Origin of the sequence: Nostoc sp. (assembly GCF_036917465.1) — a bacterium.
Classification (GTDB): Bacteria; Cyanobacteriota; Cyanobacteriia; order Cyanobacteriales; family Nostocaceae; genus Nostoc.
In genome coordinates, this window is record NZ_JBALDL010000027.1 from 17,517 (window position 1) to 34,576 (window position 17,060).

Sequence of the window (17,060 nt, forward strand, 5' to 3'; positions counted from 1 at the left end):
CGAGAAACTGCTTCTCTTAAAATTGGCATTACTTCACAGAGCCGTGCTTGCTGCTTCAATCACTTTGGCAACCTCTTTTGGATGAGAGATAAAAGGAACATGACTGGAGTTAACTTCGGTTGTCTTAGCACCAATCCGTTTTGCCATAAATCGTTGAAGTTCAGGGTTGATGGCGCGATCGCTTTGAGTCACAATAAACCAGGAAGGAATCGTTTTCCAAGCGATTTCATTCAGTGATTGCTCAAAGGCTGCGCTAGCGATTGGCTTTTGGGTTGCTGCCATCACTCGCGCCTCACCCTCTGATACGTCCTGGGCAAAAAATTTATGGAACTTCTCGCGATCAACATAAAGAAAGTTTGCAGCATCAGACACGATCGCCGTACTAATCGGAGGTGCTGCGTACCTTTTATTTAAATCACTCGTCTTTTCACCGACATCTGGGGCGAAAGCATTAACATAAACCAGAGCTTTCACCTGTGGATTGCCAGCCGCCGCACCCGTGATTACATTTCCACCATAGGAATGTCCGACTACAACAACAGAACCCTTTTGAGCATCAATCACCCGCTTCGTCGTTGCCACATCATCAGCAAGCGAGGTGAGCGGAATCTGCACAGCAGTCACTCTGTAGCCATCCTGCTCTAACAATGGAATGACGTGTTGCCATGATGTACCATCAGCATAAGCCCCATGAACGAGAACGATCGCAGGTTTAGAGTTAAACGCTTGAGGTAATTCCTTGGAGGTGGCTGATGTTGGATGCATTGATATTCCAACGACAACACTTAATGCAAATAACCATAGCAACAATTTTTGAACTTTTTTCCATGTAAAGAGCATCATTGCGATCGCCTCTGTATTCTTGCTAAATTGCTCAAATCTCTGGTTCTTGTCGTCCGTATAAAAGTTATGAACTACTCCCCACTGAAATACTCGTTGAGATGAGCATCAAAAACCTTGATCGCTTGCAGCGACGATGGCTGCTATTATTTGATCGAGAGTCCAGCGATCAAGATAGCGAATTCCATTGATAAACAAAGCGGGTGCAGCCTCCACTCCACTTTGCAGTCCACCTTCGATATCTGCATTGATGCGAACGACATACACTCTTCTAGATAAATCCTGCAAAAATTGACAAATATCAAGTCCTAAACGATTGGCATACTCAACCAGATAACCGTTTTCCAACTCTTGTTGATGGACAAACAACATCTCGTGCATTTGCCAAAACTGTCCTTGAGCTGCTGCGGCTTCCGCCGCTTCCGCCGCTCGTTGAGCATGAGGATGAATCTGTTCTTGGGGAAAATGACGGAAGATAAAACCCAAATCATTTTCTCCAAAAGAAGCACTCAATTGTTGCCCGGCAACCTTAATCAACCGATAAACGTTTGCACTCTGAAAACATTCATAGTCCCCATACATTACAAGTACCACAACAGCACTTAACACACCTTGAATATGATCTTGCGTTGAAGGTGGGACGAATAAAGAACTACGATCGGGATCGTAAACCATTTTTCGGTTCGGGTAAAGCAAACTTAAACTTTACAACTCAGTTGCTGTTAGTGTTTGCATGAGTTCAATATAAGTAGTTGACTCTCCACTTGTCATCCACTTAGAGTTGACACTTTTGTATGAGCGAGCGATGGGTGAAGCAGTCCATCTCACTATGGAGAGTTGGCTCCAACTAAAGTTGGTATTCAAATTCCAACTAAAGTACAACCTATAAACTGACAAGCCCGCGTTTAACGGCAACAATCACGGCTTGAGTGCGATCGCTCACTCCCAGTTTGCTTAAAATCCGATTTACATGCGATTTAACGGTGCTTTCACCAATACTCAAAGCAGCCCCAATTTCTTGATTACTCATTCCTTGTGCCATTAAACGGAGCACTTCCAACTCTCGCCCACTGAGTTCTGGATTAATCATTCGCTGCAATAATTTTGCCCCCACTTCTGGTAGAATATATTTCTGACCACTATGAATGGCGCGAATCGCATTCAAAAGCTCGCCAGGTTTAGCATCCTTAAGCAGATAGCCGTGAGCACCTGCGTGCAAGCCACGATAGATGTCTTCATCACCATCATAGGTCGTGAGTACCGCAATCCGGGCCTGCTTAAATTCAGCACAAATCTCTAGAATAGCTTCCACCCCTGCCATTTTGGGCATGCGTAAATCCATTAGCGTGATGTCGGGTTGGTGTTCTCGAAACAAGTTGATCGCTTGTTGCCCATCTTCGGCTTGAGCAATCACGGTCATTTCTGGATCAGAATCAATGATGGTTGCCAATCCCTTTCTGACAATGGCATGGTCATCAACAATCAGAACACGAATCGTAGTGGATTGGCTCATCGTAATTCTCTCTCTCGATTGATAGTGACAATAATTTCTGTTCCCTGTCCCGGTTGGCTTTGAATCGCTAGTTGGGCACCAATGCGCTCTGCCCGTTCGCTCATTCCTAATAAGCCAAAACCACTCCTTACTGGAGCGCTACCCACTCCAAAGCCCTGTCCATTATCTTTAATCCATAAGCTGCACTGTGTCTGGTTGTACACTAACTCAACCCGAATTTCGCTGGCATAGGCGTATTTAATCGCATTAGTTAATGCTTCCTGCCCAATTCGGAGTAAGTTATTCTCCACATCGGCTGGTAAGGAATAGGCTGTCCCCTGAGTCTCGTAAATCAGAACCGTATCGATCGTCGATCGCATCTGGGTCACAAGGCGGTGCAGGGCGCTCTCTAAATTGCCCTCTTCCAATAGTTGCGGACGGAGTGCTGCTACAGATCGCCGTGCCTCTGCCAGCCCAGTGCGTGCTAGTTCATCAATCATTTCCAGATATACCTGGGTTGCTTCCGAGATGTCCACCGACACTCGTGTTGCTCCAACTTGAAGCAGAATACCTGTGAAAGATTGAGCGAGTGTATCATGAATTTCTCGCGCCATCCGGTTACGCTCTTCTAAGATAGAAGTATGTTCAGCTCGTTTGCGATCGCTAATGTCTGTCATGAGACTGTAGAAACCTCTTACCTGAGCATTGTCATCGAAATCAGGAATAAAGGTCGCGCTGATGCACCGTTTATTATCAGGAAAAGGGATTTCTGCTTCTAGAGGGACAGTTTGCCCTGCAAACACCTGATTAATATACGGCTCAATCCGTTCATAAACCGCCTCACCGAGCAGTTGGCGAACAGGGTTGCCCAAAATTTCCTCACGGCTACGGTTGAACCAAACCTGATATGTACGGTTGATAAATTGAAAGCAGCGATTGGCATCTACATAGCTAATCAGAACGGGTAGAGCGTCGGCAATCAGTCGTAATTCCTGCTCCTGTAAGCGAAGCTCCTCATAGACACCGCGTAGCTCTGCTTCGTTTGCCTGCAATGCTGTCGTTCGTTCTGCAACTTGTTGCTCTAGGGTGCGATTGTATTCTGCTAAAAGCTTCTCTGCTTGTTTACGTTCGGTGATGTCTTGAAAGGCTGCGATCGCATACAGAATGTTGCCAGACTCATCAAAAATTGGAGTTCCCCAACTTTCGATCGGAATGATGCGATTCCCCTGGTGAATTTCGATATCATCCACACTGCCCTGTTCGCCCTTTAGCGCTCGCCTAATCATCAGTTGTTCGGTTGGGTAGGGGCGATCGGTTCCTGCCACATAGAGTTGATAGACCTCGGCAATTTGCTCTGGGGTGACAGACGGTAGCACGCCCTTGCCCAAGAGTTGGATTGCTTTCTGATTCGTGTAATAAAGGCGACTTGTTGCGTCCAGAACCGCAATTCCTACCGGAACCGACTCTAAAATTTTCTGGAGGCGGGTTTCACTTTGGGCCAGGGTCTGGTTTAAAGACTGCATTTTGGCAAATGCGATTTGAAGCTGCTGTGCCATCTGGTTGAATGATCGAGCCAGTTCGCCCAAATCGCCCGAGCGCTCAATTTCTACCGTCTGCTCCCATGCACCGTCTGCTAGCGCTTTTGCCGATTGACTGACGCTGGCAATCGGTTTAGTGATCCATCGGGCAATCAAAATGCAGATCACAATGCCAAGCAGAAAAGCCGCAATACAAAGCAGAATCGTCGTCTGAATGCTCTGATTAATCTTTGCCATGAAATCGGATTCAGGCAACACCGTGACAATCAGCCAGTTTAGCCCACGAGTATCTTTGAATGGCACCACCTGAAGCAACTGCCGCCTACCATCGAAATTAAAATCAAGCTGTTCCGCAGTCTGGATCTGCCATAAATCCCTAAAATAATCGCGCAAATAGGCAGCTGTAGCTCGCACAGTAGGGTTATGGCTCTCAACTGCGGACAATCGATTTGCCGCCGCCCCACTACTAATAATCGCCTCTCCGGTGGAGGTGGCAACCAGTTGCCCCGATCGCTCTAGAATAAAGGCGATGCCTGTCTTGCCGATTTGCAGGCTCGCCAAAAAACGGCTCATCTCATTAGGCAAAAATACATCGGTGGCGCAGACCCCTAACAGCGATCGATCAGCAATGCTATAGACAGGCGTACTGGCAGTGATAGTTGGCAACTGGCTAGCAAAGTCGGCATAGATTCCACTCCAGATTGGTTCGCCTGCCGTCACTGCTGCTTTATACCAGGGACGAACCCGCGCATCGAAGGCTTTGTTGCCTTGACTGATTAACTGGTCTCGCTGACCATTGCGATCAAGGCTGTAGCCGTAGAGTTTACGATTTGTAGCAACATTACTCGACCGCAGTTCAATTGAGCCATCGGCAGGGCTACGTCGCACCCCTAGAAGAGAACCTTTGCGATCGCCACAGTAGATATCACTCACCATTGGATAAATCTGAATTTGCTGCCAGAGTGGAAACTCACCTTTGACTGCGCTAGGGTCAATTTTTCCCTGAGCGAAGGTGCTGGCATTGAGCCGATTGATATTATGGGGTATCTCGGTATAGGTTTGTAGTTTGCCTTCGATCCGGTTCGTCAGTTCGCGCCGCAGTTGACTGGCGAGATCGTTGATGGCTTCCTGTCTATTTTGGAAGGAAAAATACCCCACTAAGCCGACCGTCACCAAAGTTTGCAGCACAAACGGCACAATCAAAACCGTCTGTAATGGCACCGTTCTGGAAACTTGAGCTACAACTTGCTTGAGAAGACTGCTCATCAATCAGATTCCTCATTTATGGCAGTTCGCGCACGTTAGTCCATTTATTGACGAAAATACTAGCCATGAGAAGCTCCAACGATCGCAACAAGTAGTGGCTCAAGCTCTAAAGCGTCTCTGTAACGTACACCATTGATAAATAAAGCTGGAGTGTTAATCACCCCACTATCCATTCCGCTAGCAATGTCTTGATTGATGCGATCGACATACACTTTTTGGGCGATGTCTCGAATAAACTGAGTTACATCAAGCCCTAAATTGTCAGCGTATTCTGCTAAATACCCATCTTCTAGCTTTTGCTGATGCTTCAATAGCATCTCGTGCATCTGCCAAAACTGCCCTTGTGCTGCTGCTGCTTCTGTCGCTGCTGCTGCCTTTTGAGCTTGAGGATGGATTTGAGGTTGAGGAAAATGTCGGAATACAAAGCATAGAGAATCTCTCCCGAATAAGGTCGCCTCAAGCTGGCGTTGAATTGCCTGAATTGAGGTATAAAGTTCACTACATTGGGGACACTGATAATCCCCATACTCAACAAGCACAACGCGAGCATTCAACGATCCTTGTCGATGGTCTTGCTGAGAAGGAGGTACAATTAATTGATTGCGCTCTGCTTCGCAGTTACCGCAAGTGTCGCCAGGTGTGTCGTCAGGAATAACATCGCTCATTTTAAATCTTTGAGAAAAAGAGATCCATCGCGTACACTCTGAAATTTCTTTCCTTCAAGCCTATAATTATTTATATGAGGTTAATGTATGATACTTGCTTAGGCTTGTCGTCAATTCCGGGTCTGTATTTTAATCAACAAAATGATTGAGGATGAGTCAATTTGAGGGAGTAGAACGAATCAAACTCAGGTTTGATTGCCTCACAGACCAAAATATGATAGTTAACCCAGGCATAAGTACCATCTTTGCTTTCACAAGCTAGCAATTCCGCGTTTCAACGCAATAATGGCTGCCTGGGTGCGATCTTTTACATCTAGCTTGCTTAAAATTCGGTTGATATGAGTCTTCACTGTACTTTCACTAATATTGAGAGCAGTGCTAATTTCCTGGTTGCTCATGCCCTGTCCGACTAACTGGAGAACTTCTAACTCACGATCGCTCAGTTCTGGAGCAGTCATCCGTTGGACTAGCTTGGCAGCCACGTTGATGGGAATATACTGTTGTCCCCTGCTCACTGTCCGAATTGCTGTCAATAGTTCCTCTGGCTCAGAGTCCTTCAGTAAATACCCCTTTGCCCCGGCTCGCAATCCTCGATAAATCTCTTCATCGGTGTCATACGTGGTCAGCACGATAATTCGGGCATTGGGAAACTGATTGCAAATGACCGTAATCGCCTCAACACCTCCCATATCGGGCATCCGTAAATCCATCAAAGTCACATCAGGTTGCTGTTGCTGAAAAACTGCGATCGCCTCATGCCCATTTCGCCCCTGACCTACAATGACGATATCTGGAGCCTCCTCTAACATTCCGATCAACCCCTGACGGACAACAGGATGATCGTCCACAACCAAAACGCGAATGCTACTAGGCTGATTCATGCTGACTTAACCCCCGATTAATAGATACCATGATCTCTGTCCCTTGCCCTAAGTCACTTTGAATCTTTAATTCAGCGCTAATGCGTTCAGCCCGTTCTGCCATCCCCAGTAGACCAAAGCCATTCTGTATCGCCTGGTTTTCTACATTAAATCCCTGCCCATCGTCTTTAATTTGCAAGCTGCATTGGGTCGGTTCATAGATCAGTTCAATGTGAATTTCACGGGTATTACCATGTTTGATTGCATTTGTCAAAGCTTCCTGCCCAATCCGAAACAGATTATTTTCCAGATCGGAGGATAGAGGATAGGGTGTACCCATGACTTCGTAGACGATTTGGGTTGCGATCGAGGAGTTTAATTCAGCAGCAAGACGGCTTAAGGCATCCTGTAAGTTACTGCTCTCTAAAAGGTATGGGCGGTGTAGTGCCTCTACTGAACGACGTGCCTCTGCAAGCCCAGAACGGGCTAAGTCGAGGATCTGAGTGAGGAGAGTTTGCGCTTTTTCTGGGTCTGCCGTTACCTTATTGGAGGCAGAGCGAGCATGAATGATAATACCTGTAAACGCTTGGGCTAAAGTGTCGTGAATTTCCCGTGCCATGTGATTGCGCTCTTCTAGAATGGAGGCTTCTTCGGCTCGTTTGCGATCGGTGATATCTCTTGCCAGCCAAATGACAGAATGTTCTGAGATGGGCGAGATGCGAGTTGTAAACCAGGTTTTCCACCCTCCCACCATCGAGCTATACTCAACCGTTAGGGGCTGCTGAGTGCTTAATGCTTGCCGAATACAGCCAAGAAATGTATCGGTTTGCGATCGCTCAAAAATTTCGGAAAATGTTCGACCCACCTGTTCGTCAATCGGGTTAGATAATTTCTCTGACTCGATCAGGGTTGCTCTCAAAATCCGCCCTTCCGCATTTACTACCAAAAGCGGATCGGGCATTGCACAAAAGAGCGCCTGAAGTTCTGCTTCGGAGGCTTGCAACGCTTCTTCTGCCTGTTTGCGTCTAATTCCTAATGCAATCTCGCGGGCTGAAAACTCCAACGCCTCAAAGTTAGACGACGGAATGGGATGTCGAGTAAACATCCCTATAACTCCAACAAGCTGCTCATCCAGCAGTATCGGATAGCCCGCAAATGCCACCATGCCTTCTCGTTTTGCCCATTCTTTATCAATGGATGATTCATCAAACACATTATTAGTCAACAGAGGATTGCGTTCCTGAGCAATTCGTCCAACTTTGAGGCTACCTAGAGGAATTCGACTGTATTCACCGTCAAGACGGGTATACATCCCTGCACTGGCTTGTAACTCCAAAACATTATTATCTTTATTTAGCGTCCAAATCCGAGCAAATGCCGCATTAAAGTGCTTAACAACGGCTTGGGCGCAGCGATGCAGTATCAAGGGCAAACTAGTACTTTGAGCCAAGGCACTATCTACATCGGCGCGAAAATCGGAGAGGATTGCCTGTTCCCGAAATTGAGCCTCGGACTGACGCAACACTTCTTCTGCTTGTTTGCGTTCGCTAATATCTGTCATGAGACTGTAGAAACCTCTCACCTGAGCATTGTCATCGAAATCAGGAATAAAAGTTGCGCTGATGCACCGCTTGCCAAGTGGAAAAGGGACTTCTGTTTCTAGAAGTACCGTTTGCCCTGCAAATACCTGATTGATATACGGCTCAATTCGTTGATAAACCGCCTCACCGAAAAGTTGGCGAACAGGGTTGCCCAGAATTTCATCGCGGCTACGGTTGAACCAAACCTCATAGGTACGGTTGATGAATTGATAACATCGATTGGCATCTACATAGCCGATTAGAACTGGTAGAGCATTGGCAATCAGTCGTAATTCCTGTTCCCGATGACGCAATTCTGCTTCACTTTGCTGTAAAGCTGCCGTTCGTTCTGCTACCTGTTGCTCTAGGGTACGGTTGTAATTGGCTAAGAGATGTTCGGTTTGTTTACGCTCTGTGATGTCTTGAAAGGCTGCGATCGCATAAACCACATTGCCCTGTTCGTCAAAGACTGGAGTTCCCCATGCCTCAATGGGAATAATAGTCTCGCCTTGGTGAATCTCTAAATCATCCGTTCTTATACGTTCGCCTTTCAACGCTCGGACGATTGGCATCTTCTCAGGGGAACAGTTTTGATCCGTTCCAGCCAGGTAAACTTGATAAACCTCTGCAAGATGATCTGGTGTCACGGTAGGATCAACGCCTTTACCCATCAGCTCAATTCCCTGCTGATTGACATAGTAAGGGCGACCAGTCGCATCCAAGACCGCAATTCCCACTGGAACCGCTTCTAGAAATTGATTTATCTGACTTTCGCTAGCGCGGAGCTTTGAGTAGAGTTTGGCATTCTCAATTGCGATCGCTGCCTGAGTGGATAGCAGATTTAAGACTTGCGATCGCGTAGCGTCTCCTAATACCTCCGGCACGCTTGCGCGAACGGAGACTCGATCTGGTGTAAATGCTCCAGTTGCTAATTTATTTTCTAGATACAACACGCCCACTAGCTTACCTTGATTGAGCAGAGGTAAACATAAAATTGATTGAGTTTGATTCTGTTGAATATATGGCTCATTAATAAAATTACCTTCACGAGTAGCATCATTTAAGATGACAGATTCATGAGTACGAATAACATAATTAATAATTGACTCAGGTAGATGATTTGCAGTTGGGATAGATTGCAGCACTTGTGTAGCATAGCCATTCTCACCCTCATTAAGTTCACTGGACGCTTCAATCACCCATTTTCCTGAGTTTTCTAAAATCAGATAACCTGTTTGTGCGCCAGCATTTTCGATTAATATCTTCATCAAGGAACGGAGCAGATGATCTAGTTCAATTTCACTCGAAATCGCCTGAATTGCCTTCATCACTGCCGTTAAATCAAAAGCGATGTGTGAGGTATTAGAAGTGGTTCCAGCAGTAGTGCGGATTGGTGTGGAAGCCACGCTGGATAAATGAGGAAAGAACTGCGGATAGCGAGCTTCTAAATCTCTCACTTTCGCAGTTGCTCCCCACCGTTCATAGCAGTAGTGAGCTTCTTTCATGTAGGTTTGGGCGATCTTTTGCCGACCTCGCACCAGATAATGTTTAGCAGCTAACTCATAGGCTAACGCTTCTTCATGGATATATTCATTTTCTCTGGCTCCTTGAATTGCTTGTTCATAGAATTCCTCTGCTTCAAACCACTGACTTAGAACTCGTGCATTCTCTGCTTGCACCAGATGATATTTATGCAAACAATTCATTGGCGCATACTGTGCCCATTGCTTCATTTTCTCCTGACTAAGCGTAACTTTTTTGAGGAGTTCCTCCTGCACTTGAGCGCTGCTTTCAGAGTATATGGCGAGTCTTGCCAGCGCATCATATAAATAGTAAAAAGGAGCAACAGGTGTGCCTGTTATTCGGATTAAATAACGTTCTGCTATGGTTGAGTTTTTAACTGCCTGAGCATACTCAGAAAATAGGTAGCACAGGATAAGTTTATGGAAATAGACATCAAAGGTTGCCGTTCCATCATTTGCTGTTTCATGTTGTGGCAATCCATTTTCTTCATTGTAGAATTCACCAGCTAGGCGAGTTGGGCTGACCAAAAAGCTCATCAAATTTGCAATCGCCTGCTGATATATTTGGTTCCAAGTTAGCGCCGTTTTCTGTTTGATTTGACGAATTGCTTCATTGTATTTCGTCATCTCGCGCTCAACTTCTACAAGTTCCTTTCCAACTGCGTAGAATTGAAAGCAATAACAATGAGCACAATAAGCAGCAAACTCTAAATCTCCAACTTCTAAACCTTTTTGGTAGGCTTCTCTCAAGGGCTGTATTGTGTTTCTAATATGCTCTTTCCAATGAATAATAAAATTATTCACAATGAGTAATGTTCTCGCTCTGAGAGAATGAACATTAAGGTGTGACAATAGATTTAGCGCAAGTTGTCCAAATTCGTACCCAATCTCAATGTTCTCACTCGTTCCACAAAGAATTAATCCGTAAAAAGCATAGGCAAAGGGAGATACAACAGCATTACCAGATTGAATTGATAAGTTTACTTGTTTAGACACAAGGAGAGGCATCAAATCAGGAGCCGCAACATAGACAGCAATCGTGATGCTTGATAAGATTCGCATCGCCGCCAACTTTTCCGGTTCGGTCATTTCCGGCAAATGCAGCAAGTCCTCAATTGGCTTCTCACCAATGAGTGATGTGATTGTGTCTAGCTCAAACTGAATGTCTGACTGAGTTGGCGTTTCAGGAAAACTGATTCCCAGTTGTTGCAAAAGTTGCAATCCAGTGTTGATTGCTTCTAATGGCTGGTTCTGCGCGATGTCAGTTTGAATTTTGACTTCGTAAACTTTCACGATGTCGAGAACCCTTTTGGCTGCTTGCAGAACAACCACTGCCCAAGATTCTACCTGCTCAAACTCGCCACACAAATACGCGACTTCTGTTGTTTCTGTATATAACTCTAAGGTCAGCTCATAGTTAGTTTGCCAACTGGAGTCTGCCAGCCATGCTCTACCTCTGGCTAAATAGTTTTGAGCCACACTATAGGCGATCGCAGCTTTTGCTTTCTGTCCTGTGATTAAATTTAATCTAGCAATTTCATTGCGTTCTAGTTGATCTGTGACAAGCTCAATTCCATGATTAAGATGATCGACAATTTCAAACAGTCGGTCTGATAGTCTCTCTGGCAAAATTTTTCCGAGGAGATTGCGACCAATTTGTAAATGAACAATTTGTTTTTGCGACTCATCGATTAATGTGTATGAGGCTTGCTGCACGCGATCGTGCAGAAACTTATACTCTTGAATTAACAGGTTTTCATCTAATTCAGATAGTGGTTGAATTAATCCAACTTGTATGGCTGTTAGTAAATCTTGAAAAACCGTTTCATGTGGTTTCTCACAAACAATCGACAACGTATCTAAATTAAATTCAGCACCAATGCAAGCAGCTAACCGGAGAATTTGCTGTGTATTCTCTGGTAGTTTTTTCAACTTGTGAAGCATCAACTCCACAACATTATCAGTGATATCTTGGGCTTGAATATCAGCTATGTTCCACTGCCAGCTTAAGTATTGTGCATCAAAGGTCAATAAATTCTCGCTATGCAGCATTCTTAAAAATTCAATGACAAAGAACGGATTGCCCTCAGTTTTACGCAAAACTAACTCAGATAAGGGACGAACGATGTCTGTATCTTGATGCAGCGTCTCGGCAATCAACTGATTCAACGACAAGAGCGTTAAGGGTGCTAAGATAATTTCCTGAAGCACTGCCCCTTGTTTTCGCAGTCTCTCTAGCATTAATGCTAATGGATGTGTTGGATTTACTTCATTATCTCGATAGGCTCCAATTAAAAATAATGATCGGGCTTGCTCATCCAGTAGCATCAACTCAATTAAATTCAGCGTTGCTAAGTCTATCCATTGCAAATCATCTAAGAATATCACCAGCGGATGTGATTGTGAACAAAACACCCGCACGAACTGCCCAAAGATTCGATGAAAGCGATTTTGAGCTTCAGTTGCTCCAATTTCTGGTACGGGCAACTGCTTGCCAATAATTAATTCAACTTCGGGGATCACATCAATGATGATTTGTCCGTTGTTGCCTAAAGCTGTAAGTAAGAGCGAGCGCCACTGTTGCACTTGTTCGTCTGGTTCACTGAGCAATTGCTGTACCAATTTTTGCAGAGCATCTGCGATCGCGCTGTAAGGAATATTACGCCGAAATTGATCAAATTTACCAGAGACAAAATAACCACGCTTTTGGGTAATTGGTTTATAGATTTCCTGCACTAACGCAGATTTACCAATGCCAGCATAGCCAGATACCAACATCATTTCGACTTGGAATTTTGGGTTGCCCGTTTGTTCGCTTTGTGAAGTTGTTTCTGAATTGTTTGGTAAAGCAGCAACGGGATTTGACTGTGGACACGCTACACGAGCAAACGCCGCCAGTAACATTGCAACTTCCTTGTCCCGCCCATACAGTTTTTGGGGAATTTGAAACTGACCCGAAGCGTCTTGAAGTCCAAGTTGAATGCTGGAGATTTGACCGATTTCTTCTAATTGTTGAACACAGATTTCTAAATCCGCTTTGATTCCCCAGGCACTCTGATAGCGTTCTTCGGCGTTTTTCGCCATCAGTTTGAGAATGATATCTGAAACTGGCTTAGGAATCGTTGTATTTATTTCATTAGGCGGAACAGGATGTTTGGCAATATGACAATGGACTAGCTCCAGTACATCTGTGGTGGGAAACGCCAAATATCCGGTTAGCAGTTCGTAGAACGTCACACCAAGGGAGTAAAAATCCGTGCGGTAATCGAGTAAACGGTTCATCCGCCCTGTTTGCTCTGGAGAAAGGTAGGCAAGTGTCCCTTCTAAAACATGAGGACTTTTGAAAGTCGGATTCGTGCGGTTAAATTGGGTGGCAATTCCAAAGTCAATAATTTTGACAACACCAGTATCAAGATTGAGAACTATATTTCCAGGATTGATATCTTTATGAATGACATTAGCTGCATTGATTCTGCCTAGAATATCGCAAACAGCGATCGCAACACCGAGAAAAGTGGATAAGGGCATAGGGCAGAAGATATCTGGGCGCTTGTGCATCCATTGCTCTAGGGACTCTCCCCCAAAATCTTCTAAGAGAATCACCAGAGTGCGTTGATAGTCCTGCTGGCTGTATGCCTTGACAACTCCTTCCAGATTCAGGGAACGGGTAATTTTATATTCCTGTCTGTAGCGAGTTAGTTCTTGAGGTGAGGGATAATCAAGCTTTAGTATTTTTACGACGACCGCTACTCCATCCTCTCTAATGCCCCGATAAACCAGAGAATTAGAACTTTCGTATATCTTGTCTTGGATGGCAATACCAGGTAGAGCAATCATAGAGCAACTCTTGGGAGTATAATCTGGCATAACTCAAACTATACAGCAATCCAGCTATATACATTTCTCATTTTTTGAGGTTCTATTTGGTTTTGTTCCTTTCTAGCCAGTTGTAGAGTGGGAACTGAACTCTGTTGAGCGCTGCATAAATCATGTAGAGGGGTTCTACAGCACTCAATTAAACAACTGGCTCAGGTTGGATGTCAAGAAGCGGAAAGTTTTATCTTTTCCCTCGTACAACTTCTTCACTGTCCCGTTGTGTTGCTAACTCCATTGAAACTGCAACCCAAACACATTGGATGCCAATTTGCCAAAATTGTTTAGGGTGTTATCTCTGCTCCGTATTCAGACTCTAGTACATTCAACAATTTCTCCTCCAGTGCCGTCAGATAAGCCCGATTCAGCTTCCCCAGCATCTCCAAAAACCTCTGCACCGATTACTTCCAAAGAACTCGAATACACTCGACTGATGCGATCGCTAATCTCCTGAACCTGCTGTCAAGCAATTATCCAACAACACTGCCAATGCGAAGTAGCGCTGCTGCCAGGCCCAGAAAAGGGAATTGACGATTGGGTTGTGGCTCTAGGAAAAAAAGTAGATGTTGCAGTCAACACCATGATTGCTGATGCTTTAAAAATCAACGAGTACCAACAGAGATTTTTCGTCAACCGAGCTAGGGGACTGCGTAAATTTAAACCCAATGTCACAGTGAATACCCGCTACTTATCCCAAGCGATTCATTCCCTCCCTGAATCGGGGGTAGTTGGTTTAGCTTCCGACATGGGTACAGGGAAGACCGAAATCTTGGCAATCGTCAGAACAAATAACCCCCTGTTGAGCTTTTTGAACAATGGGCATCGGGTTAATCTGCTAAAGAATCTATCAGATCGCCTACAAACTGCGATGTACTCTGCCCTGAATTGCGGCGACTGGGCTAAAGCCAAAGCTCTCAGCATCACCGTTGATTCATTGTATAAAATGGCAAATGATTTACAGGCTTATGACATTCTGTTCATAGACGAAGCCTGCCAGTATCTCGCTCACCTGCTCAAGTCCAAAACCTGCAAGTCACACAGAGGGGCAATTCTGGAAGTGCTGGAGTATCTGGTTTACAATGCCAAGCTGGTTGTTTTAGCTGATGCTCACTTGGATGACTTGACCATTGAGTTCTTCATGAATTTGCGTCCTGCTGGTGAAAAACCTTTCATCATCAAAAACGAGTACCGCTCTGGTGGTCGTCAAGTTCACTGGTACGAGGCGAAAAACAGCAGCGCAGTTGTTGCCCAGTTCCACGCTCAACTCATGTTGGGTAAAAAACTAATGATGGTCAGTGACAGTAAGCGCTTCATCAAAAAGCTAGAACGCGCTTTAAATGACGGTACATCAATGGATGATAGCGATGAAACACTCGAACCCGTTGAAGACCGTCAGCTTAAAGTCTGGGCTATTCACTCGGAAAATAGCGGCTCTGAAGAGAATGTGATTTTTATTAGGGAGATTAACGTCGCTATTAAAGATATTGACGCTTTTTTGATTACTCCCAGTCTCGGTACAGGGGTTGATATTTCCAGCTATCATTTTGATGCGGTGTTTGGCGTGTTTCATGCTGTTTCACAATCTGCTACAGAATGCGCCCAACAATTATGGCGGTATCGTCCCAATGTCCCCATGTATGTTTGGGTTGCTCCCCGTCCTCCCTTTGGTTACGCCGAAATCAACGCCCGTCGCATCAAGGAGCAGATTCTTCAGAAAAATGAAATGACTGCGTTTTTGATTCGCATTGATAGAGAAACGGGTAAGCGCGGGGCTGAGAAAGATTGGGCGTTGGATATCAGTTGTCAGATTGAGGCGCAACGCAATTGGTCTATCAATAATTTACGGGCTGATTTGCGATCGCTTCTGGAGGAGATGGGCAACACGATTATCCCTGTGGGCGATGCATCTGATGAGGGGGCTTCTCGGTGGATGAAGGCGGCGGGTATCGCCATCAATGAGGAGCATTTTCGCAAAGTTACTAATGCCAAAGATATCGATAGAAGGACATCTAACAGTAGACAGCATCAAGATTATCTCAAACCAGAAGAGGTTTTGGAATGTGAGAAATTCCGCATTTTTGATACTTATAGGATGTCCGTAACCCCGGATTTGGTTGAGAAGGACGATGGAGGGCGGTTAATTAAAAAGATTGTTGTGCTGGAAGCAATATTAGCTCTCCCAGGGGAAATGATTACCTCGGAGCAGGGGCGTGAAATTGTCCCGCCGCCTGCTGTTGTTGTGGAGAGGGATAAATCAGAAGGCGATCGCTTGGCTATTTGTACCGATTGGAGTAATCATTCTACATCCTGGCTTATGCGTCATCGCTTGGGACTGAGGGCGGTGTTGACTGATTTGATGGCAGGGGTTGAGATTAAAGGAGACGAAGCGATGATTCAGGTTTTAGCCGAGTTCTCTAAACGCAATGCATCTCACGTTAAAGGTATCCTCAATCTCACCATTCCTCTTGATCAGTCCCCTTTGTGGATTTTGGGGCAGTATCTTTCACAATTGGGTTTGTCTAGTGAGTCACGAAGACCACTGGAGGAGGGTCAACGGGTTCGGTATTACCGTTTGAATACTCTTGATGTCGTGTTTGCTCAAGAGGTGTTGGAGTATCGGCAACGGCAACGAGAAGAGAGGGAACAGAAGCGTCAGGAGGAACAGCAGAGAAATGCCACTTATGCAGCTAGGATGCAAGTTCAGTATGGCATTGGCACTCCGTCCACACCCCCCCTTAATGAAGATGGAGATAATAATCGGGGGGGTATGGACACAGATGAAGAAGCCAGTGATTCTTGGTGGGAGCGGGTAAAATATTATGCTCAGTTGCTAATTGAACGGATTGAGTACGGCGTGGAATCTGTGAAAGAATTACTCAGTACCCTAACCAGTGATGAGCGGTGCGTCGTGATGCTGAAGTTTGAGGATTTTGAACCGGACTTGTTTGCTCAACTGGTGACAGATGCGCCACAGTGGACTGAGTGGATGGCGTGAGAAAGTTGGGTTTATTTCACATTCCCCTTTCCCCTACTTATGCAAGAAGTCTGGTGTGTAAATGTAAACCCCATAACCCAGAATACTCTCGCCCAGGGTATGACTGTATGAAAGGGGAGCAACGCGAAAAAGTGAGATCGGGGTTTAATTCTCAATTACATAGCTAGATTCTCAATAAAAACAAGTATTTCACTGCGATGCCTGCGGCGGGCTGCGCCTACGCACTAGGGTGTTGACTTTGTAGGGAAATTGCTAAAAAAACTTCATACAATTACTGTGTCGTCGATTGAGGTCGAAAATACAGTTTTTCTTTTTGAGAGCGTGGACTGACCAAAAACTTGAGATGACCAAGCCAAAAGGTCAAGATAGCGAACATTTTCTAATGCCTCCTTAACCATCGAACCAGTGAAATTCATAGTACATAAAGA

Annotated in this window: 8 protein-coding genes; 1 reads left to right on the top strand and 7 read right to left on the bottom strand. The window is 45.2% G+C overall.

The genetic code is table 11. The annotated features are described in order from the left end of the window. Positions 1-33: 33 nt before the first annotated feature. The 7 genes from V7K38_RS05560 to V7K38_RS05590 form a co-directional block, all read right to left on the bottom strand. On the bottom strand, positions 34-843 hold the full coding sequence (locus V7K38_RS05560) for an alpha/beta fold hydrolase (RefSeq protein WP_334856085.1): 810 nt from the start codon (positions 841-843) through the stop codon (positions 34-36). A gap of 105 nt (positions 844-948) precedes the next feature. Next, complete coding sequence (locus V7K38_RS05565) at positions 949-1,515, bottom strand: DsbA family protein (protein WP_334856086.1); 567 nt, start codon at positions 1,513-1,515, stop codon at positions 949-951. A 208-nt stretch (positions 1,516-1,723) separates the two neighbouring features. Continuing rightward, positions 1,724-2,353, bottom strand: coding sequence for a response regulator transcription factor (locus V7K38_RS05570; RefSeq protein ID WP_334856087.1), 630 nt, complete (start codon positions 2,351-2,353; stop codon positions 1,724-1,726). Further along, entirely contained in the window at positions 2,350-5,136 is a 2,787-nt protein-coding gene (locus V7K38_RS05575; RefSeq protein ID WP_334856089.1) for a PAS domain-containing protein, read from the bottom strand. Before V7K38_RS05575 ends, V7K38_RS05570 begins: the two co-directional genes overlap by 4 nt. A 59-nt stretch (positions 5,137-5,195) precedes the next feature. Beyond that, positions 5,196-5,801 carry a DsbA family protein gene (locus V7K38_RS05580; protein WP_334856091.1) on the bottom strand — a complete coding sequence of 202 codons (606 nt, stop codon included), beginning with the start codon at positions 5,799-5,801 and terminating at the stop codon, positions 5,196-5,198. 251 nt (positions 5,802-6,052) lie between these two features. After that, the gene (locus tag V7K38_RS05585) at positions 6,053-6,682 is read right to left on the bottom strand and encodes a response regulator transcription factor (RefSeq protein ID WP_334856092.1); all 630 of its coding nucleotides are present in this window, start codon (positions 6,680-6,682) and stop codon (positions 6,053-6,055) included. After that, on the bottom strand, positions 6,669-13,601 hold the full coding sequence (locus V7K38_RS05590) for a PAS domain-containing protein (RefSeq protein ID WP_442940751.1): 6,933 nt from the start codon (positions 13,599-13,601) through the stop codon (positions 6,669-6,671). The genes V7K38_RS05585 and V7K38_RS05590 overlap by 14 nt, the downstream gene beginning before the upstream one ends. A 577-nt stretch (positions 13,602-14,178) precedes the next feature. On the opposite strand from V7K38_RS05590, the gene V7K38_RS05595 reads away from it, so the two are divergent. After that, positions 14,179-16,632 (top strand): plasmid replication protein, CyRepA1 family, encoded by a 2,454-nt coding sequence (locus V7K38_RS05595; protein ID WP_334856096.1) that lies wholly within the window; start codon positions 14,179-14,181, stop codon positions 16,630-16,632. Positions 16,633-17,060: the final 428 nt, after the last annotated feature.